The organism is Microbacterium sp. DWRC1-3 (genome assembly GCF_049896645.1).
Lineage (GTDB): Bacteria > Actinomycetota > Actinomycetes > Actinomycetales > Microbacteriaceae > Microbacterium > Microbacterium maritypicum.
The window spans coordinates 891,338-910,445 of record NZ_JAFCUS010000001.1; the positions used below are offsets into that span (position 1 = coordinate 891,338).

The 19,108-nt window shown below is 69.3% G+C and carries 19 protein-coding genes; 9 read left to right on the forward strand and 10 right to left on the reverse strand.

The window, feature by feature from the left end; genetic code table 11:
• Positions 1-24 precede the first annotated feature (24 nt).
• Entirely contained in the window at positions 25-885 is an 861-nt protein-coding gene (prmC, locus tag ACP699_RS04305; RefSeq protein ID WP_426169445.1) for a peptide chain release factor N(5)-glutamine methyltransferase, read from the reverse strand.
• Between the two features lie 98 nt (positions 886-983).
• Here prmC and cysK point away from each other — a divergent pair, with 98 nt between their 5' ends.
• The 3 genes from cysK (at position 984) to ACP699_RS04320 (ending at position 2,944) form a co-directional block, all read left to right on the forward strand.
• Positions 984-1,922 carry a cysteine synthase A gene (gene cysK / locus ACP699_RS04310; RefSeq protein WP_055869004.1) on the forward strand — a complete coding sequence of 313 codons (939 nt, stop codon included), beginning with the start codon at positions 984-986 and terminating at the stop codon, positions 1,920-1,922.
• 8 nt (positions 1,923-1,930) lie between these two features.
• Entirely contained in the window at positions 1,931-2,503 is a 573-nt protein-coding gene (gene epsC / locus ACP699_RS04315; RefSeq protein WP_017831001.1) for a serine O-acetyltransferase EpsC, read from the forward strand.
• A gap of 75 nt (positions 2,504-2,578) precedes the next feature.
• Complete coding sequence (locus ACP699_RS04320) at positions 2,579-2,944, forward strand: transposase (protein WP_426169450.1); 366 nt, start codon at positions 2,579-2,581, stop codon at positions 2,942-2,944.
• Here the strand turns inward: ACP699_RS04320 and ACP699_RS04325 are convergent.
• The 4 genes from ACP699_RS04325 to ACP699_RS04340 form a co-directional block, all read right to left on the reverse strand.
• Positions 2,828-3,259, reverse strand: a complete 432-nt coding sequence (locus ACP699_RS04325; protein WP_426169453.1) for a MepB family protein — start codon at positions 3,257-3,259, stop codon at positions 2,828-2,830. The genes ACP699_RS04320 and ACP699_RS04325 overlap by 117 nt on opposite strands.
• Positions 3,260-3,374: 115 nt before the next feature.
• Complete coding sequence (locus tag ACP699_RS04330; RefSeq protein WP_426169456.1) at positions 3,375-4,175, reverse strand: hypothetical protein; 801 nt, start codon at positions 4,173-4,175, stop codon at positions 3,375-3,377.
• Positions 4,176-4,247: 72 nt separating this feature from the next.
• The gene (locus ACP699_RS04335) at positions 4,248-4,655 is read right to left on the reverse strand and encodes a phage holin family protein (protein WP_031206276.1); all 408 of its coding nucleotides are present in this window, start codon (positions 4,653-4,655) and stop codon (positions 4,248-4,250) included.
• A 71-nt stretch (positions 4,656-4,726) separates the two neighbouring features.
• A complete protein-coding gene (locus tag ACP699_RS04340; RefSeq protein ID WP_017831005.1) occupies positions 4,727-6,271 on the reverse strand; it encodes a CitMHS family transporter in 1,545 nt (514 codons plus the stop codon).
• 156 nt (positions 6,272-6,427) lie between these two features.
• Here ACP699_RS04340 and ACP699_RS04345 point away from each other — a divergent pair, with 156 nt between their 5' ends.
• Together ACP699_RS04345 and ACP699_RS04350 are read left to right on the forward strand one after the other, a co-directional pair.
• On the forward strand, positions 6,428-8,083 hold the full coding sequence (locus ACP699_RS04345) for an ATP-binding protein (RefSeq protein WP_426169461.1): 1,656 nt from the start codon (positions 6,428-6,430) through the stop codon (positions 8,081-8,083).
• A complete protein-coding gene (locus ACP699_RS04350; RefSeq protein ID WP_426169464.1) occupies positions 8,080-8,733 on the forward strand; it encodes a response regulator in 654 nt (217 codons plus the stop codon). The genes ACP699_RS04345 and ACP699_RS04350 overlap by 4 nt, the downstream gene beginning before the upstream one ends.
• A gap of 24 nt (positions 8,734-8,757) precedes the next feature.
• On the opposite strand, the gene prfA is transcribed toward ACP699_RS04350, so the two are convergent.
• The 5 genes from prfA to lysA all read right to left on the reverse strand — a co-directional run bounded on the left by prfA (position 8,758) and on the right by lysA (position 15,630).
• Positions 8,758-9,837 (reverse strand): peptide chain release factor 1, encoded by a 1,080-nt coding sequence (prfA, locus tag ACP699_RS04355; RefSeq protein ID WP_017831008.1) that lies wholly within the window; start codon positions 9,835-9,837, stop codon positions 8,758-8,760.
• Between the two features lie 11 nt (positions 9,838-9,848).
• Positions 9,849-11,756: a transcription termination factor Rho gene (rho, locus tag ACP699_RS04360; protein ID WP_426169468.1), complete on the reverse strand. Its 1,908-nt coding sequence runs from the start codon at positions 11,754-11,756 to the stop codon at positions 9,849-9,851.
• A 164-nt stretch (positions 11,757-11,920) separates the two neighbouring features.
• A complete protein-coding gene (gene thrB / locus ACP699_RS04365) occupies positions 11,921-12,883 on the reverse strand; it encodes a homoserine kinase (protein WP_055869009.1) in 963 nt (320 codons plus the stop codon).
• Positions 12,884-12,885: 2 nt separating this feature from the next.
• Positions 12,886-14,190, reverse strand: coding sequence for a homoserine dehydrogenase (locus ACP699_RS04370; protein WP_055869010.1), 1,305 nt, complete (start codon positions 14,188-14,190; stop codon positions 12,886-12,888).
• Between the two features lie 21 nt (positions 14,191-14,211).
• Positions 14,212-15,630: a diaminopimelate decarboxylase gene (gene lysA / locus ACP699_RS04375; protein ID WP_288968440.1), complete on the reverse strand. Its 1,419-nt coding sequence runs from the start codon at positions 15,628-15,630 to the stop codon at positions 14,212-14,214.
• A 147-nt stretch (positions 15,631-15,777) separates the two neighbouring features.
• Between lysA and ACP699_RS04380 the strand changes: the two genes are divergently transcribed.
• From ACP699_RS04380 to ACP699_RS04395, 4 genes are read left to right on the forward strand one after another with little or no spacing between them, the layout of a single operon-like run.
• A complete protein-coding gene (locus ACP699_RS04380) occupies positions 15,778-16,824 on the forward strand; it encodes a YihY/virulence factor BrkB family protein (protein ID WP_426169474.1) in 1,047 nt (348 codons plus the stop codon).
• 55 nt (positions 16,825-16,879) lie between these two features.
• Entirely contained in the window at positions 16,880-17,782 is a 903-nt protein-coding gene (locus ACP699_RS04385; protein WP_426169477.1) for an alpha/beta fold hydrolase, read from the forward strand.
• The gene (locus ACP699_RS04390) at positions 17,760-18,341 is read left to right on the forward strand and encodes a TetR/AcrR family transcriptional regulator (RefSeq protein WP_426169480.1); all 582 of its coding nucleotides are present in this window, start codon (positions 17,760-17,762) and stop codon (positions 18,339-18,341) included. The genes ACP699_RS04385 and ACP699_RS04390 overlap by 23 nt, the downstream gene beginning before the upstream one ends.
• A gap of 2 nt (positions 18,342-18,343) precedes the next feature.
• Entirely contained in the window at positions 18,344-19,108 is a 765-nt protein-coding gene (locus tag ACP699_RS04395) for an alpha/beta fold hydrolase (protein ID WP_426169483.1), read from the forward strand.

A 19,108-nucleotide genomic window follows, 5' to 3' on the forward strand; every position in this document is an offset into this window, starting at 1 on the left:
GTGAGCACGCTCGGAGGTTGCTGATCAGGGTCGGAGCGCGGTGGTGGTGCGATCCCGGAGCGTCAGGTCGCGGTGCGTCGCCGGCGCGCGCCAGCCGTCGGCCGCGAGGAGGTCCCTGATCGACTCGCCCTGCAGTTCGCCGTGCTCGATGACGAGGAGACCACCGGGGCGCAGCAGCCGCAGGGCCCGTGAGCTGAGCACACGCACGATGTCGAGACCGTCCTCTCCCCCGTACAGCGCCATGGCCGGGTCGAACAGCCGCACCTCCGGATCGCGGGGAATGGCGGCATCGGGCACATACGGCGGATTCGAGATGACCACGGAGGCCGTGCCGTCGAGCTCCGGGAAGGCTTCCCCCAGGTCGGACAGCACCAGCGTGAGGTTCTCGACTCCCGCGACGTTGCGGCTCGCCCAGGCGTGCGCGTCCTCGGAGAGCTCGGCGGCGAAGATGCGCGCGTGCGGCACCTCGGTGGCCATCGCGAGGGCGATCGCCCCGCTGCCGGTGCCGAGGTCGATGCCGAACGGTGCGGACTCCGGGGAGCTCAGCAGGGCGTCGATCGCGTACTGCACCACGGTCTCCGTCTCCGGACGGGGTACGAAGACGCCGGGGCCGACGGCGAGCTCGAGGTGACGGAACGGCGCGGTTCCGGTGATGTGCTGCAGCGGCTCCCTGGCCGCACGACGCGTCACGGCCTCATCGAGCGCCGACACCGCTGCGTCATCGATGCCGTCGCCACGGACGATCGCCGCCTGCACCTCGCCGCGTCGTCGTCCGAGGATGTGGCCGGCGAGAAGCTCTGCGTCGACGAGAGGGTCGGGCACTCCGACATCGGCCAGACGCTGGGCCGCCGTGCGGACGACCGCAGCGAGAGAGGTGTCAGACATGCCTTCCAGCGTAGAGTGCGAGCGGCCGTCACAAAGGCCTCCCCATAGGACCCCTCCCCTAGGCTGGTCCGCAGCGACCCCGCACAGGAAGGTTCATCATGCCCGGCATCCACTCCGACATCACGACCGCGTTCGGCAACACACCGCTCGTCCGCCTGAACCGGGTGACCGAGGGACTGGGTGCGACCGTCCTCGCCAAGCTCGAGTACTACAACCCCGCCTCGAGCGTGAAGGATCGCATCGGGATCGCCATGGTCAACGCCGCCGAGGCATCGGGTGAGCTCACGCCGGGCGGCACCATCGTGGAGTCCACGAGCGGCAACACCGGCATCGCTCTCGCGATGGTCGGCGCCGCGCGCGGCTACCGCGTGATCCTGACGATGCCCGCCTCCATGTCGAAGGAGCGCCGGGTCCTGCTGAAGGCGTTCGGCGCGCAGATCGTGCTCACCGACCCCACCAAGGGCATGAGCGGTGCGATCGAGGAGACCAAGCGCATCGTCGCCGAGACTCCCGGAGCCATCTGGATCCGCCAGTTCGAGAATGCCGCGAACCCCCAGATCCACCGCGAGACCACGGCGCAGGAGATCCTCCGCGACACCGACGGCGCGGTCGACATCCTCGTCGCGGGCGTCGGCACCGGTGGAACCGTCACCGGGACCGGGCAGGCACTCAAGGCGGCGAAGCCCGGCGTCCAGGTGATCGCGGTCGAGCCCAAGGATTCCCCGGTACTCACCGAGGGACACCCCGGCCCGCACAAGATCCAGGGCATCGGCCCGAACTTCGTCCCCGGTGTGCTCGATCGCGAGGTGCTCGACGAGATCCTCACCGCCGAGTTCGACGAGTCCATCCGTGTCGCCCGTGAGCTCGCAGCCAAGGAGGGTCTCCTCGTGGGCATGTCATCCGGCGCCGCGGTGGCCGCCGCGCTGAAGGTCGCGGCCCGACCGGAGAACACCGGCAAGACGATCGTCGTCATGATCCCCGACACCGGTGAGCGTTACATCTCCACCGCGCTGTTCGAGGATCTGCGCGAAGACTGAGACCGGCGATGGGCATGATCGGGCGGATGCGCGAGGACATCGCGGCCGCACGCCTTCGGGATCCGGCCGCGCGCAGCGCCGTCGAGGTCGCTCTGCTCTACCCCGGGCTGCACGCCGTCTGGGCGCACCGCGTCTCGCATGCGCTCTGGCGGCGCCGCCTGCGTCTGCTCGCACGCGCCGGCTCCCAGGTGTCGCGCTGGCTGACCGGGATCGAGATCCACCCCGGCGCGAACATCGGCCGTCGCTTCTTCATCGACCACGGCATGGGCGTGGTCATCGGCGAGACCGCCGTGGTGGGCGACGACGTGATGCTCTACCACGGCGTCACCCTCGGCGGACGCACACGCGCTTCCGGGAAGAGGCACCCCACGCTCGGAGACGGAGTGGCCGTCGGCGCCGGCGCCAAGATCCTCGGCCCCGTGACGATCGGGGCCGGCTCCGTGGTCGGTGCGAACGCCGTGGTCACTCGTGACGCCCCCGCCGACAGCGTGCTCGTCGGGGTGCCGGCGAAGCCGCGTCATCGCACGGTCGGCGAGGACACCAGGGCTCTGCTCACCGCGCCGGACCTCTACGCGATCTGAGCAGGCGAGAGCGGCGGACGCCCTAGGCGGTGTTGCCAGACACCTTCGGGCGCCTTGTGGGCGGGTGTTGGATGCGTGTCGCGTGATGCGATCTCTGACGAGGCCTGGGCTGTGATCGGCCCGCTGTTCCCGAACGTGAAGTCGACGGGACGGTCACCGGCGGATCGGCGCACCGTGGTCGAGGCGACTGCGTGGCGGTTCCGGACGGGCGCGCCGTGGCGGGATGTTCCGGACCGGTTCGGGAGCTGGAACACGATCTACAAGACCTTCGACCGGTGGTCCGAGCAGGGCGGGTGGGCGCGGGTGCTGGACGACCCGGTGAGCTCAGAACTCCTGAAACGCGGGCGCTTGAGCGCTTTGCGTGGTCGCGGCCTGGGCATTCAAGCCCGCGCACCAGCTCGGATACACCCGGAACCCACGTTTGCCTGGCCGCCTTCCTGACGTGACGCCGAGCGCTGTCAGGTGCGCGCTGGTGAACCGGAACATCCCTCGCTGATCATGCTGCTCCACGAAGACAAGCAGCCCCGCTGCGGGATCGGCATCGCTGAACGGCACTGTGTTCCCCTCCGCGTCCCTTTGCCAGAACGCGACGAAGGCCCCCGGTTTGGTCGGAGTGTTCCGCGCTGTGCGAATATGCCAAGCCTCTTCGCCTATCTGGACAATCCCGGACTCATAGTCGCTGTTCTGGGTCTCGGGGATGACTTCAGCGGTCACGCCCACCTCCGCCGAGTAGACCGCGAAGGCGTTGAACTGCATGCAGCCACGCTATCTTGCCGAGCCACCAGCCCGGGCCTAGGCTCCACACACCTATAGCGATACGGCCTAGCAGCCCGACAACCAGGACCGTGATCGCGACGAAACCCGGAGCCGACTACTCGACAAGGTGGGCAAAGTCTTCGGTGTATCCGAGTATCAATATCGGGGAGGTGGCAAGCGTGGCTTCTAGCCGCTGCCAAGCGCTGCTCTCCTGCTGTCCATAGAGGTGTTTGAGGTCCTCTACCAACGCCGGAACGTCTTGATCGGTGGTGCTGTCGAGTTGGCGGACGAACCCGAGCGTCGACGCGCCGATTCCGAAGAGCACGTAGTTGTGGCGTTCGCAGATGCGTTTCACTACCGCACGGAGCTGAAATGGATTCCAGTCAACCGAGAAGTACCCATTTGGGATGTTCGCAAGCAGATCGTCATGATGCCGGCCGGGGAGGCACTGCACGACATGCGCATCGTCGAGCAGCAGATCAGGCTGGCGGTTGAGGTCCGACAGCGCATCAATGTCGGTTTCGCTGGTCGTGAGCTCGCCACGCAACTGCTCCCACGCGACCATTCTGCCCAGATCGCGAAGCGCTCGCCCTGTGGCTTCGAAGAGCGCTGCTTCGTACGTGTCGACCGCTTCCGCATCGTCATCGTCGGGGTAATCAAGGTCATCGCCGAAGCCGTGCTCGTTCGCCGCGTGTCCGCTCGTATAGAGACACTGATTCAGGTCGTCCAAGGTCACGAAGCTGCGCCCATTGGCAACCTGTCCAGCGCCGACCTGCTGGAATGCGTCAAACAGCTCAGCGAACGACGACGCCCCCTTGATCAGCGCGACACTGAACCGGTCAAGGCCCCGGCGTCCGTCAACCGTGGGGAGTGCGACGAGCTCCAACCGCGATTGTTCTCGCCCTTCAAATTCCATCGATACCGACTACGCACAGCGAGGCGAGCTGATCCGACAGCCACAAAGGGACAGCCACTTCAGCAACACGCCCTAGCGGCGTTGGCCCTTGACCGCCGCGACCTTCTTACGCAGGAAGAGGAGCGGGAGCAGCACGCTGCCGAGCGCCGTGATCAGCCAGACGATGACCGCACCGAGCAGCCACCCGGTCAGATCGGTGATCCGCAGCCCGCCGATGGGCAGCAGCACGACGACGACGAGGGAGATCAGCGTCGAGAAGATCCCGATACCGCCCATCAGCACCGGCGCGTAGCGGTTGGCCATCTTGCCGACCCAGGGCGCGAGCACGCTCTGCAGGATCGCGAAGATCAGGATGCAGATGACGAAGCCCCACCACTTGTCCCATTCGATCGTGAAGCCGTCGAGGAGGAGGTCAGCGGCGATCAGGCCGAGACCGGCGGACACCACGTAGAGCAGGCCGCGGAACAGGAAAGTGATCACGGGCCGAGCATAGCGCTGTGCACGCACGATGGTGGGGAGCACGGCGTCCGCGCTCCCCACCACCCGGAGCGTCACTGCGCCACGAAGAACGGGACGGCTCCGGTCAGGATGCCGACGCCGAGCATGACCAGCGAGACGATCGTGGCGCGCCACAGCACCTTGCGGTGGTGGTCACCCAGGTTCACGCTCGCGAGCGACACGAGCAGCAGGATGGCGGGTACCAGCGGACTCTGCAGGTGCACGGGCTGGCCGGTGATCGACGCCCGCGCCATCTCCACGGGATCGATGCCGAAGTTCGCGGCGCTCTGGGCGAGCACCGGGAGGATGCCGAAGTAGAACGCATCGTTCGACATGAAGAACGTGAACGGGATCGAGAGCACACCGGTGATCGGCGCGAGGAACGGACCGAGCGCCGGCGGGAGCACGTCGGTGATCCACGTGGCCATCGCATCGACCATCCCGGTGCCGGTGAGCACGCCGACCAGGACTCCTGCGGCGATCACCATGGAGACCACGCCCACGATGCTCGGTGCGTGCGCGACGATCTCCGAGGCCTGTTCCTTGATGCCACGGAAGTTGATGACGAGCGCGAGGCCCGCTCCCACCATGAACACGTACGGCAGCGGCAGGATGTCGAGCACCAGCAGCACCATGACCGCGACGGTGAGAGCGAGGTTGAACCAGATGAGCTTCGGCCGGAGGGTGGGCCGTTCAGGGTCCAGCATCGTGTCGGCCATGGCCGTGTCCGCAGGATCGACGCTCGCGGCGGAGACGGGAGCGTGTCCGCCGGCGACGACCACGAGGTTGCCGGTGCGCAGCGAGGCGCGCGCACCCGGCTTCGGCTCTGCCCCGCGGAAGATCTTCGGCACCGTGGAGAGCGTCCCGCCGTCGGCACCGACCAGCAGCCCCTCGGAATCCAGGCGACCGAGTCGCCGGCGCTCCTGCAGGCCCAGGATCCATGCGAAGCCGAGGGTCACGACGATCCCCGCTCCGAGCGCCGGCAGCATCGGCACGAAGATGTCTGTCGGCTGCAACCCCAGGGCCGTCGCGGCCCGCACGGTGGGTCCGCCCCACGGCACGATGTTCAGCGTGCCGTTCATGAGGCCGGCGACGCAGGTCAGCACGACGGGACTCATCCCCAGACGCAGGTAGATGGGCAGCATCGCCGAGGTCGTGATGATGAAGGTCGTCGAACCGTCGCCGTCGAGCGACACCGCTCCGGCGAGGATCGCGGTGCCGAGCACCACCTTGGCCGGGTCGTCACCGAGCAGGCGCGTGATCAGCCGGATGAGCGGGTCGAACAACCCCACGTCGATCATGATGCCGAAGAACATGATCGCGAACATCAGCAGGGCCGCGGTCGGTGCCATCGCGCCGATCGAGTCGAGGATCATGTCGCCGAGGCCGAGGCCTGCTCCCGCGAAGAGGCCGAAGACGGTCGGAACGAGGATCAGCGCGACCATCGGAGTGAGGCGCTTGGTCATGATGAGCGTCATGAACGCGAGCACCATCGTGAATCCGAGGAGCACCAGCACCCACTCGGGTGGCACGAAGGCCACGTCGTAGGTTGGCGCCTCTTCGGCGGCCGCGAACAGGCCGGTGAGTGCGTCGGGCATTGCGTTGACTCCTTCGTCGTGGCTCCGTCGTCCGTGACGGATCCCGATGAGACTAGGGAATCGGCGCGCTCAGGGAGCGGTATCCCGCATTCCCTTGCGTTGTGCGCGTAGCGTGGGTTCTGCGCATATTGCGCGCAGAGCTACGGGAGAAGCGCGGTGCCGAGGACGACGTCGACCAGACCACGGTTCGCCACGCGCGCCCTGCTGCTCCAGCTCGCCACGGTGACCCTCGTCGTCGCCCTGTGCACCGGCGTGTATCTGCTCCTCACCCTGCAGCAGCTTCGCGCGGAGGCCGAATCGACAGCTCTGGGCATCGCCCGTACGCTGGCGGAGGACCCGCAGGTTCGCGCCGAGGTCGCCCGCATCTCGCTCGCCGAAGGAACGCCCGACGCAGAAGAACTCCGCGACGGCGAACTGCAGCGCCTCGCGTCCGAGGTCACCGCCCGCACCGGAGCCCTGTTCGTCGTGATCACGGACGACAACGGCATCCGTCTCGCTCATCCCACCCCCTCCCGCATCGGCGAAGAGGTCAGCACGCCGTACGAGGCCGTGCTCGCTGGCGCCGAGGTGGTCGACTGGCAGACCGGGACGCTCGGGGAATCCGCGCGCGCGAAGGTGCCGGTCCGTGACGCCGCCGGCTCCCCCGTAGGCGAGGTCAGCGTCGGGTTCGAGCGCGCAGGCGTCTTCGACGACCTGCCACCGCTTCTGGCGATGATCGCGGGCACCGCCGCCGGGGCGCTCGCGCTGGCGGTCCTCGCATTCCACCTGCTCCGGCGGCGCTGGGAGCGGCTGACCCTCGGTGTCCAACCGGAGGAGCTCATCGCGCTCGTGCAGAATCAGACCGCCGTGCTCGACGGCGTGGACGACGGGGTGCTCGCGGTCGACACACGAGGTGTGGTGCGCGTGAGCAACGCCGCCGCCGATCGCCTGCTCGGCCTGGACGAACCTGTCGGGCGGTCCATCGACGATCTCGGGCTCGCCCCGGCTGTCCTCGATGCAGCGACCGGCGCCCGCACTCGCTCGAGTGCCATCGTCGGAGACCGGATGCTCTACCTCGACTCGCGCCCCGTGGTGCGCGACGGCCACGCGCTCGGCGACGTGCTGATCGTGCGCGATCGCACGGATCTGGTCGCCCTGACCGAGCGCCTGGAGACCGTCAGGACGATGACGGCGGCGCTGCGCGTGCAGCGGCACGAGTTCGCCAACCGCATGCACGTGGCCGCCGGGCTCATCGACGCCGACCGGGTGCCGCAGGCCCGGGCGTTCCTGGGCGAGCTCGTGGACCGCGGCCCCGTGGCGTTTCCCGTCGTGGGACTCGACCTCGTGGGCGACCCCTTCCTGCACTCGTTCCTCGGCGCCAAGGGGGTGGAGGCGGGAGAGCGCGGCGTCGCCCTCCGGATAGCGGAGGACACCCAGCTGATCGGCACCGTGCAGGAGGCGGAGGACGTCGCGGCCGTGCTCGGCAACCTGATCGACAACGCGGTGACCGCCGCCGTCTCGGGCGAGCGGACCCCGCGCTGGGTCGAGGTGGCACTGCTGGATGACGGCGATGCCCTCGTGTTCACCGTCTCCGACTCCGGACCCGGCCTCGGAGGCATCGAGCCGTCGCCTGCACAGCCGAGGGAGGGGACCACGGACGACGACGTGCACGGGCATGGGATCGGCCTCCCCCTCTCCACCGAGATCGCCCGTCGCAGCGGCGGGGACCTCTGGGTCATCGATCAGGGCGGTGCCGACAGCGGTGCGGTGTTCGCCGCGCGCATCGGCGGAGCCGTGGCACGGACCTCACCCGACGAGAAGGAGAACACATGACCGAGCCTGTACGCGTGCTCATCCTCGACGATGATTTCCGGGTAGCCCAGCTGCACCAGGGCATCGTGGACGATCATCCCGGCTTCGCCGTGACGGGAGCGGTGCGCTCTCTCGCGGAGGCCCGCGACAGCGTGCGCACGTCTCGCCCCGATCTCCTGATCGCCGACGTCTTCCTTCCCGACGGGGACGGCATCGCGCTCGTGCGGGAAACCGGGATCGACGCGATCCTCATCTCCGCGGCCGACGACGCCGCCACGGTGCGCAGAGCATTGCGCTCCGGGGCGGTGGGCTATCTCGTGAAGCCGTTCGAAAGACGAGCACTGTCGAGCCTCCTCGATCGCTACATCCGCTACCGCAATCTCCTCAGCGGTGACCGCGCACTGCGCCAGGAGGACGTGGATCGCGCTCTGGCGATCCTGCACGGTGCGGGTGAGCCCGTGTCGATCTCGCGCTCGGCGACGGAGCAGCTCGTTCTCGCCGCGCTCGGCGACGGTGAGGCTTCGGCCGCAGAGGTCGGCGAACGCGTCGGGATCTCCCGCGCGACTGCGCAGCGGCACTTGGCGGCGCTGGCCGCCAGGACCGTCGTGGAGGTGCGCCTCAACTACGGCTCGACCGGACGCCCCGAGCATCGGTACGCCGCCCGTACTTGAGCGGCCGACGCGTGAGAGCGTTCGTCAGGAGTCGGAGCCGACCGCGGCGAGCCGTGCTTCCTCGTCGGCGGTGATGGCGCTCTCGATCAGCGGATCGAGCGCTCCATCCATGACCTGATCGAGGTTGTAGGCCTTGAACCCGGTGCGGTGATCCGCGATCCGGTTCTCAGGGAAGTTGTACGTGCGGATGCGCTCCGAGCGGTCCATGCCCCGGATCTGCGATCGGCGGGCGTCGGATGCCGCAGCGTCGAGTTCCTCCTGCTGACGCGCGAGCAGTCGGGCACGCAGCACGCGCATGCCCGCCTCGCGGTTCTGCAGCTGAGACTTCTCGTTCTGCATCGAGACGACGATGCCCGTCGGCACGTGCGTGATCCGCACCGCGGAGTCCGTCGTGTTCACGGACTGCCCACCGGGACCGGAGGAGCGGAACACGTCGATCTTGAGATCGTTCTGGTCGATGTGGATCTCCTCCGGCTCATCGACCTCGGGAAAGACGAGCACGCCGGTGGTCGACGTGTGGATGCGCCCCTGCGACTCGGTCGCCGGCACACGCTGCACGCGATGCACGCCGCCCTCGTACTTCAGGTGCGCCCAGACGCCCTGAGCGGGATCGGACGACGAGCCCTTGATCGCGACCTGGACATCCTTGTAGCCGCCGAGGTCGGACTCGTTGCGTTCGAGCAGCTCCGTCTTCCAGCCCTTGGAGGCCGCGTACTGGATGTACATGCGCAGGAGATCCGCGGCGAACAGCGCGGACTCCGCACCGCCCTCCCCCGCCTTGATCTCCATGATCACGTCGCGGGCGTCGTCCGGGTCACGCGGGATCAGCAGACGCCGCAGACGCTCCTGCGAGGCCTGCAGCTCCTCCTCCATCGCCGGGATCTCCGCGGCGATCGACTCGTCCTCGCGAGCGAACTCACGAGCGGTCTCCAGATCGTCGGTCGCAGCGACCCACGCTTCGTAGGCGGCGACGATGCGCGACAGCTCGGCGTAGCGGCGGTTGACGCGCTTCGCTCGGGCGGCGTCGGCGTGCACCGCCGGGTCGGAGAGTTCCTCCTGCACCCGGCGATGCTCGTCGATCAGAGTCTGGACGGACTCGAACACGGCTCAGCCGCTCAGCGGATGTTGTTGTCGTGCCCGTGCGCGCCCGAGGGGAGCGTCGGGATCGACTTCTGCATCTGCACGAGGAACTCGACGTTGGAGTTGGTCTCCTTGAGCTTGCCGAGCACGACCTCGAGGGCCTGCTGCTGGTCGAGGCCGGCGAGGGCGCGACGCAGCTTCCACGTGATCTTGACCTCGTCGGCCGAGAGCAGCATCTCTTCGCGGCGGGTGCTCGACGCGTTGACGTCGACGGCCGGGAAGATGCGCTTGTCGGCGAGCGAGCGCGACAGGCGCAGCTCGCTGTTGCCGGTGCCCTTGAACTCCTCGAAGATGACCTCGTCCATCTTGGAACCGGTCTCGACGAGCGCGGTCGCGAGGATGGTGAGCGATCCACCGTTCTCGATGTTGCGCGCGGCACCGAAGAAGCGCTTGGGCGGGTACAGCGCCGAGGCGTCGACGCCACCGGTCAGCACACGACCCGAGGCCGGGGCGGCGAGGTTGTACGCGCGGCCGAGGCGGGTGATCGAGTCGAGCAGCACGACGACGTCGCGGCCCAGCTCGACCAGGCGCTTGGCGCGCTCGATCGCGAGCTCGGCGACCGTGGTGTGGTCCTCAGCGGGGCGATCGAAGGTCGAGGCGATGACCTCTCCCTTCACCGTGCGCTCCATGTCGGTGACCTCTTCGGGGCGCTCGTCGACGAGCACGACCATGAGGTGGACCTCGGGGTTGTTCTGCGCGATCGCGTTGGCGATCTGCTGCAGGACGATGGTCTTGCCCGCCTTGGGCGGCGCGACGATGAGGCCGCGCTGGCCCTTGCCGATCGGGGCGACCAGGTCGATGATGCGCTGGGTCAGCTTCTCGGGGGCCGTCTCCAGACGCAGACGCTCCTGCGGGTAGAGCGGCGTGAGCTTGCCGAACTCCACGCGGGTGGCGGCATCGTCGACCGAGAGGCCGTTGATCGAGTCGACCTTGACCAGCGCGTTGTACTTCTGGCGGCCCTGCTGCTCGCCCTCGCGGGGCTGCTTGATCGAACCGACGACGGCGTCGCCCTTGCGCAGGTTGTACTTCTTCACCTGTCCGAGGGACACGTACACGTCGCTGGGGCCGGCGAGGTAGCCGGTCGTGCGGACGAAAGCGTAGTTGTCGAGCACATCGAGGATGCCGGCGATCGGGATCAGGACGTCGTCCTCGCCGATCTCGGTGTCGAACTCATCGGTCGGGGTGCCGCTGCGGCGCTTGTTGCGCTGACGGTTGCGGTTGTTGCCGCCGGCCTGGTCATCGTCAGCCGCCGGCTGCGCCTGCTGCTGCTGTTCCTGCGCGGCGCCGTTCTGCCCGCGTCCGCGATTGCGGCTACGGCTGCGGTTGCGGCCGCGACCGCCCTGCTCCTCGCCACCATCGGAGGAGTCGGAGTCGTTGTTCTGCGAGGTCTCCGCGGGAGCGGCTTCGGAGGCGGACTCCGCTGCCTGCTCCGCGGCGGGTGCCTCGGCATCGGCGGCCGGCTTCTGCGCACCGCGGCGTCCACGCCCGGTCGTCTTGGGGGCGGGCTCGGCAGGAGCCTCGGCGGGCGCCGCCTCGGGGGCGGGTGCTTCCGCAGCAGCGGTGTCGGCGGCCGGAGCCTCGGCATCGGCCTTCTTGGCACGGCTGCGACGCGGCGCCTTCGCCTTCGGCGCGGCCTCGGTGGGCTCCGCACCTGCGGATGCCGTCTCGGGGGCGGCGGCTTCGGGCGCAGCATCCGACTTCGCGGCCTTCTCGGCCTTCGCCGCTTCGGCCTTCTCGGCCTTGGCTGCCGCCGTGGCGGTGCTGGCGCGACGCGGTGCGCGCTTACGCGCCGGTGCGGACTCGGTGGCCGACTCCGCGGATGCCGCGGGTGCTTCGGCGGTAGGCGCCGACTGGTCGTTCTGGGTCTCGGAGAGGTTCTCCACGAGTACTCCCTTATATGTCATGGGGAATGAGCGTTGAACGCACACAACGGGTGCTGCGCGCGATCGCACGGGCTGACGCTCGGCGCCAGCCAGCCTCGGCACTTGTGCCACAGGGATTTGCGTGCGGGTCTTGCAAGATTTGCAATGGGGCCAGATTCACGCAGTTACGTGGAGCCCTCCGCTCGAGTCCCCACTGTACCACCACGGACGTCGACTGCGAGCAGGAGCGCCTCCCACGGGGTGTCGGTGACTCGATCGGCCAGCTCGACCGCGTCCTGGCGGCTGCCCGGCCCGTCTGCGAGCACGAGCACGCTGGGCCCCGCTCCCGAGACGACGGCGGCGAAACCCGCTGCGCGCAGCGCCTGCACCAGACGCTGCGTCTCGGGCATGGCTCCTGCCCGGTAGTCCTGATGGAGCCGGTCGGCGGTGGCGTCAAGGAGCAGCTCAGGGCTCTGCATGAGCGCGGCGATCAGCAGCGCGGAGCGCGAGACGTTGAACACGGCATCCGCGGTGGAGACCTGCGGCGGCTGCAGCGACCGCGCCTGCGATGTCGACATCGTGTACGCGGGAACGAGAACGAGGGGCGAGACGCCACGGTGGACGAGCAGCTTCTTGTGCTGCGGTCCGCGCTCCGACATCCACGCGATCGTGAGACCGCCGAAGAGAGCCGGCGCGACGTTGTCGGGGTGGCCTTCGAGCTCGGTCGCGAGGCGGAGGAGGTCGGTGTCGCCGATCTCGACATCGCCCTCGAGCAGGCCCTTCGCGGCGAGCACTCCTGCGGCGACGGCGGCGCCGGAGGAGCCGAGCCCCCGCCCGTGCGGCACGGCGTTCTCGGCGACGATGCGCAGCCCGGGGACCGGACGCCCGGCGTCGGCGAAGACGTACGCGATGGTGCGCACGATCAGGTTCGACTCGTCACGCGGGATCTCGCTCGCGCCGGAGCCCGTGACCTCGATCTCGAGCCGGCCCGCGGGCAGTGCCGTCACCAGAAGGGTGTCGTAGACGCTGAGAGCAAGGCCCAGCGTGTCGAAACCAGGGCCGAGGTTCGCGCTGGTCGCGGGAACCCGCACCTCGACCGTGCGGCCTTCGACCGCACCGTCCGACGCGGTCGCGGAGGCTGCTGCCATCGTCACTCGCCTTCCACCCGGAGCACCGAGACCACACGGGCGACGACCTCGCTGTCGGCGAGAGCATCGACCGTGGCGCTGAGCGCCTGCTCGGTCGCGCGGTGGGTGCCGATGATGAGGCGTGCCGTCGGCTCGTCCTCTCCCTCGACGGTCTGCACGACCGTCGCGACCGAGACGCCGCCGTCGCTGAGGATGCCGGCGACCGTGGCGAGCACACCGGGCGCGTCCGCGACCTCGAGAGTGATCTGGTAGCGGGTCGTGACGTGGCCGATCGGCACGACGGGGAGGTTCGCGCGGGTCGACTCCCCCACCCCGACACCGCCGGCGATGTGACGGCGGGCGGCGGAGACGACGTCGCCGAGCACGGCGGATGCGGTCTGCACACCACCGGCCCCAGCTCCGTAGAACATGAGGGATCCGGCGGCCTCGGCCTCGACGAACACCGCATTGTTCGCGCCGTGCACGGAGGCGAGCGGGTGCGACGCGGGCACGAGGGCCGGGTAGACCCGCACCGAGATCGACTCGGCACCGTTCGCCTCGATCCGCTCGCACACGGCGAGCAGCTTGATCACGAAACCGGCGGCGCGTGCCTCTTCGATCATGGATGCCGTGATCGAGGTGATGCCCTCGCGGTAGACGGCTTCCAGCGGGACAGCGGTGTGGAACGCGAGGCTCGCGAGGATCGCCGCCTTCTGCGCGGCATCGTAGCCCTCGACATCCGCCGTCGGATCGGCTTCGGCGTAACCCAGACGCTGCGCGTCGGCGAGCACGTCGGCGAAGTCGGCGCCCTCGGTGTCCATCCGGTCGAGGATGTAGTTGGTGGTGCCGTTCACGATGCCCATGATGCGCACCACGCGGTCGCCGGCGAGCGAGTCGCGCAGCGGGCGGATGATCGGGATCGCGCCGGCGGCTGCGGCCTCGTAGTACACGGAGGCACCGACGCGGTCGGCGGCCTCGAACAGCTCGGGGCCGTGCGTTGCCAACAGCGCCTTGTTGGCGGTGACGACATCGGCGCCGGAGCCGATCGCCTGAAGGATGCTCGTGCGCGCCGGCTCGATGCCGCCGATGAGCTCGATCACGATGTCGGCGCCCAGGATCAGCGACTCGGCGTCGGTGGTGAAGAGCTCCTTGGGCAGGTCGACGTCACGCGGAGCGTCGACGTCGCGCACGGCGATGCCGGCGAGCTCCAGCTCGGCACCGGCACGGTCGGCGAGCTCATCGCCGTGGCGCAGCAGGAGCGCCGCGACCTGAGAGCCGACGGCTCCGGCACCCAGCAGCGCCACACGAAGTCGTCGGTAGTCAGTCATGGTTACTCCTTCGGAGGTGGGTCATTGGTCTCCCTCGGGGGCGTTCGCCCCGTCGATGCCCGCGTCGCGGGCCAGCACGTCATCGATGGTCTCGCCACGGACGATGACCGCCGAGCGCCCGCCGCGTACAGCGACGACAGGAGGACGCGGGACATGGTTGTAGTTGCTCGCGAGCGAGACGCAGTACGCACCGGTGGCCGGCACAGCGAGCAGATCGCCCGGCACGAGGTCTTCGGGCAGGTACTCGTGATCGACGACGATGTCACCGGACTCGCAGTGCTTGCCCACCACGCGGCTGAGGCGGGGCTCGCCCTCTCCGACGCGTGAGGCGAGGCGAGCCGAGTACTGCGCGCCGTAGAGGGCCGGACGCGCGTTGTCGCTCATTCCGCCGTCGACGCTGATGTAGCGGCGCACGGCTCCGGACTCGATCGTCACGTCCTTCGTGGTGCCGACCTCGTAGATCGTCACACCGGCCGTGCCGACGATGGCGCGCCCCGGTTCGAACGACAAGGCCGGGACGGGGATGCCCCTGGCCGCGCAGTCCTCGGCCACCGCGGTGACGATGGCGGCGGCCAGTCCCTCGATCGGAGTCGGGTCGTCGACCCGCGTGTAGGCGATGCCGAAGCCGCCGCCGAGGTTGAGCTGCGGCACCGGTCCGTCCGCGAGCAGGGACGCGTGCAGGTCGAGCACGCGGGACGCCGATTCGCGGAAACCTGCGACGCCGAAGATCTGTGAGCCGATGTGGCAGTGCAGGCCCGCGAACACCAGGCCGGGGATCTCGCGGATACGTGCCACCGCCCGCTCGGCGTCCGGGAAGGGGAAGCCGAACTTCTGGTCCTCGTGCGCCGTGGCGAGGAAGTCGTGGGTCTCGGCGTGGACGCCGCTGATCACGCGCACCAGCACACGCTGCGTCGCTCCGGTGCGGGCGACGATGGCCGCGAGCCGCTCGATCTCGATGGCGCTGTCGACGATGATCGTGCCCACGCCCACCTCGACCGCCCGCTCGAGCTCGGCCACCGACTTGTTGTTGCCGTGGAACCCGAGCGAGGCCGGTGCGACTCCGGCGGCGAGGGCGACGGCGAGCTCTCCCCCGGTGCACACGTCGACGCGCAGTCCCTCGTCGACTACCCAGCGCGCGACCGTGGTGCAGAGGAAGGCCTTGCCCGCGTAGTACACCTGCGCCGTGGTGCCGTTCTCGGCAGCCGCCTGGTCGAAGGCGAGCCGGAACCGCCGCGCACGGCCGCGCACCTCGTCCTCATCGAGCACGAGCAGCGGGGTGCCGTAGGTGCGGGCGAGCGTGGTGGCGCTGACGCCCGCGATGTCGATCGCACCATCGGCGTCCCGCGTCGCGGAGGCCGGCCAGACGCCGTCGGCGAGATCGTTCGCGTCTTCAGGGACGGCAAGCCATTCCGGAGCGAGCGAATCGGCAGGGAGAAGCACTGATCACCAATCGTGGGAAGGATCTCGGGCAGGGCGCGCACATCGAGGTTGACCCGATTCTAGGGCACCGGCCCCGCCACCTTCGTCACGGCGACGCGCGGCGTCAAGCCCCTGCATCCTGTCATCGTCGCCTCTTAGGGTGGGGTCGTGACGAACAGCGAAACACGAACAGACTCCCCGGCGCGTCCGGGTCTCATCGCGCGCATCACCGGGCCGCTGATCGCCTGGGCGCTCGCACGTCGCCCGGTGCGCGCTGCGCTGCTGTACATCGAACGCCGCGGCCCCATGCTCGCCGACAGCGTCACGTACCGCGCGCTCTTCAGCGTGTTCGCCGGCGTGCTGCTGGGCTTCTCGATCGCTGCGCTCTGGCTCGCCGGGAACCCGGTCGCGTGGCAGGCGATCATCGACGCGGTGCAGTCGGCGGTGCCGGGGCTGATCGGCGAGGACGGTGTGATCAAGACCGAGGACCTGCGCGCACCGGCCTCGCTGTCGATCGCCGGCATCATCTCGCTCGTCGCGCTCGTGGGCGCGGCGCTCGGAGCCATCGGCTCCCTGCGCGCAGCCGTGCGCGTGCTGGCGGGGACCCTGCAGGACGACATCCTCTGGATCTGGGTGATCTTGCGCAACCTCGCGCTCGCGATCGGAATCGGTCTCGCCTTCGTCGCCTCGGCTTTCCTCACCTTCGCCGGCCAGCTCGGCATCGTGTGGATCACCGGCCTGCTCGGACTCCCCGAGGACTCTCCGGTGGCCGCGTGGACGGTGCGCCTGGTGTCGCTCCTCGTCGTGTTCGCGCTCGACGCGGTGATCATCATCGGCGTGTTCCTCCTGCTCTCCGGTGTCCGCCCGTCAGCACGGTCGCTCTGGTCCGGCGCGCTGCTGGGTGCGCTGGGTCTGCTGGCCTTGCAGGAGCTGTCGAGCCTCTTCGTGGGCGGCGCCACCAGCAACCCGCTCCTGGCCTCGTTCGCCTCGCTGCTCGCGCTGCTGATCTGGCTGAACTTCTCCGCTCAGGTGATGCTGTTCGCCTGCGCCTACATCGTGACCGCCGAGGAGGAGAGCACCGACCGCGTGCACGCGAGATTCGCGGCGACCACGTTCCCCGAGCGACGTCTGCAGCGCGCAGAGGTCGAGGTGCGGATCGCGACGGCCGAGCTCCGCGCGGCGCAGAAGGCGGCGGCCGCCGACGCGGGTTCCTGATCCGCGCACCTCGTTGTGACCAGATCATCTAGATTGGTCACAACGAGAGGGCATCATGGATCCCCGACGCACGAGCATCACCCTCCCCCATTCCACGGTCTCGACCCTGGAATGGCGACCAGAGTGCGAGTCCGCAGTGCCGGTGCTGCTCCTGCACGGAGGCGGCGCCGACAGTGCCGAGCTCTCCTGGGGCGCGGTCGGAGCAGCCCTCGCCGCCGCCGGACACCGCGTCTTCGCGCCCGACCATCCCGGTTTCGGGCGCAGCGCCCGCGCGGAGTGGCCGCTCACGCAGGAGCGACTCGTGCGGCATGTGGGGGAAGTCGTCGACCGGCTCGGTCTGCACGACTACGCGATCGCGGGCCTCTCCCTCGGCGGCGGGATGACGCTCGGGCATCTCTTGGATCAGCCGGGGCGCGCGCGATCCGCCGTGCTGCTCGGATGCTATGGGCTGATGCCGCGGCTGGCCGATGGCCTCGTCGGCCGGATCACCCATTTCGGCACCTTCGTGCTGTTGCGCACCGGGCTGCTCGCCGCGATGACCCGCTCCTACGCGCGCAACCGCTCCGCGATGGAACGCGGCCTCGGCGACCTGGTGCGCACTCCGCAGGCACGGACTCCTGAACTCGTCGAGGCCGTGCTCACCGAGGCCGCCGTCGGCACCGGTCTGGAGACCTTCGCACAGTGGCAGCACGATCAAGTGCTCTGGAATCGACTGCGCACGTTCTACACCCCGCACCTGCCATCGATCACGACGCCCACGCTCCTCGTGCACGGTGATCGCGACTCGGGAGTCCCGCTCGCGCGCATCCGCACCGCCGCCGAGCTGCTGCCCGCGGGGTCGCTGGTGACCGCTCCCGGTGCCGGCCACTGGGTGCAGCGCGATCGTCCGGACGTCGTCATCCCCGCGATGCTCGATCACCTGGAGAGGACCACCGATGCCCCGGCCCCGCGTCCCTGACCGTCGCGACCGCATCCTCGATGCCGCGGAGGAACTCGTGCTCGCCCACGGGTTCGACGCCATGAGCGTGGCGTCGATCGCCGACCGTGCAGGGATCGGCAAGGGCGCGGTCTATCTGGAGTTCGCCGGCAAGCGAGAGATCCTGGACGCGCTCCTGCAGCGCGGGACGACGCGCATGAACGACCGTGTGAGCCGTGAACTGGGTGACCGACCGCGACTGAGTGCGGCGTATCGCGCGAGCGCCCGCGCTCTGAGCGACGACGCTCTGATGACGGCGGCTTTCCTCGACGATCGCGGCATCCTCGGGGAACACGTGGCGGAGGTCACCGACGGCCGGTATCGCGATCGGCAGCGACGCGTGATCGAGTGGCTCCACGCACTGCAGGACCGGGGGGAGATCGTGGCGGACGTGGACGTCGAGGCGCTCGCCCTGGCGCTGTCGAGCGCCTCGATCGGGCTGCTCTCCGCGGCGCGACTGCTCGGCCCGTTCGAGCCCGCCCACCTCGAACGGGCCATCGACACGATCGGCCGCATGGCCGAGACCTTCGAGAGGAACTGACCATGCACGTCGAGACCTTCGGCGCCCGCGACGGGCATCCGCTGCTGCTCCTGCACGGCGGAGGCGTCGCCGGATGGATGTGGGAGCCGTTGCGCACCCATCTCGGCGAGGGCGTGCGCGTCATCGTCCCCGACCTGCCCGGTCACGGACGCAGCGCAGACGAGACCTATGTCTCTCACGCAGCCACGACGGCGGCACTCGCCCGCGTGCTGGAGCAGGAGGGCCGAGCGGCGACCGTCGTCGGGTTCTCGCTCGGGGCGCAGCTGACCGTCCAGCTCGCCGCACTGCACCCCGACCGCGTGAGGAATGCCGTCGTCGTCAGCGCGCAGGCCGTGCCGATGCGGGCGACCCGCCCCACACTCGCGCTCCTGTCCGCGACGGCGGGACTGGCGAAGCGGGAGTGGTTCGCGAGGGTGCAGGCACGGCAGCTGTTCGTCCCCGATGAACTGCTGGACGACTACCTGCAGGCATCGGGCACGATCTCCCGAGAGACACTGCTGCGCTCCGTCGAGGAGAACCTCCGCTTCGCACCTCCGGACACCTGGCGGTCCTACCCCGGCGCCGCGTCCATCCTCGTCGGCGCGAAGGAGAGGTTGCTCATGAAGCGGTCGGCCGCACTCCTGCATGCGTCGCTCCCCCACAGCGACCTGGAAGTCGTCGAGGGGTGCGGACACGGTATCCCGCTGCAGCGGCCCGCCTGGCTCGCACGCCACATCGCCGCGACGTTCGGCGACCGTCCCGACGTCGCTGAGCCTCCGGGGCACTGA

Bases quoted from the DNA above. Each gene is read 5' to 3' on its own strand.
- cysK (WP_055869004.1), top strand. From the start codon at position 984: ATGCCCGGCATCCACTCCGACATCACGACCGCGTTCGGCAACACACCG.
- ACP699_RS04340 (WP_017831005.1), bottom strand. From the start codon at position 6,271: ATGCCCGACGCACTCACCGGCCTGTTCGCGGCCGCCGAAGAGGCGCCA.
- epsC (WP_017831001.1), top strand. From the start codon at position 1,931: ATGGGCATGATCGGGCGGATGCGCGAGGACATCGCGGCCGCACGCCTT.
- ACP699_RS04395 (WP_426169483.1), top strand. From the start codon at position 18,344: ATGCACGTCGAGACCTTCGGCGCCCGCGACGGGCATCCGCTGCTGCTC.
- ACP699_RS04350 (WP_426169464.1), top strand. From the start codon at position 8,080: ATGACCGAGCCTGTACGCGTGCTCATCCTCGACGATGATTTCCGGGTA.
- ACP699_RS04325 (WP_426169453.1), bottom strand. From the start codon at position 3,259: ATGCAGTTCAACGCCTTCGCGGTCTACTCGGCGGAGGTGGGCGTGACC.
- thrB (WP_055869009.1), bottom strand. From the start codon at position 12,883: ATGGCAGCAGCCTCCGCGACCGCGTCGGACGGTGCGGTCGAAGGCCGC.
- ACP699_RS04370 (WP_055869010.1), bottom strand. From the start codon at position 14,190: ATGACTGACTACCGACGACTTCGTGTGGCGCTGCTGGGTGCCGGAGCC.
- ACP699_RS04390 (WP_426169480.1), top strand. From the start codon at position 17,760: ATGCCCCGGCCCCGCGTCCCTGACCGTCGCGACCGCATCCTCGATGCC.
- prmC (WP_426169445.1), bottom strand. From the start codon at position 885: ATGTCTGACACCTCTCTCGCTGCGGTCGTCCGCACGGCGGCCCAGCGT.
- ACP699_RS04385 (WP_426169477.1), top strand. From the start codon at position 16,880: ATGGATCCCCGACGCACGAGCATCACCCTCCCCCATTCCACGGTCTCG.
- ACP699_RS04330 (WP_426169456.1), bottom strand. From the start codon at position 4,175: ATGGAATTTGAAGGGCGAGAACAATCGCGGTTGGAGCTCGTCGCACTC.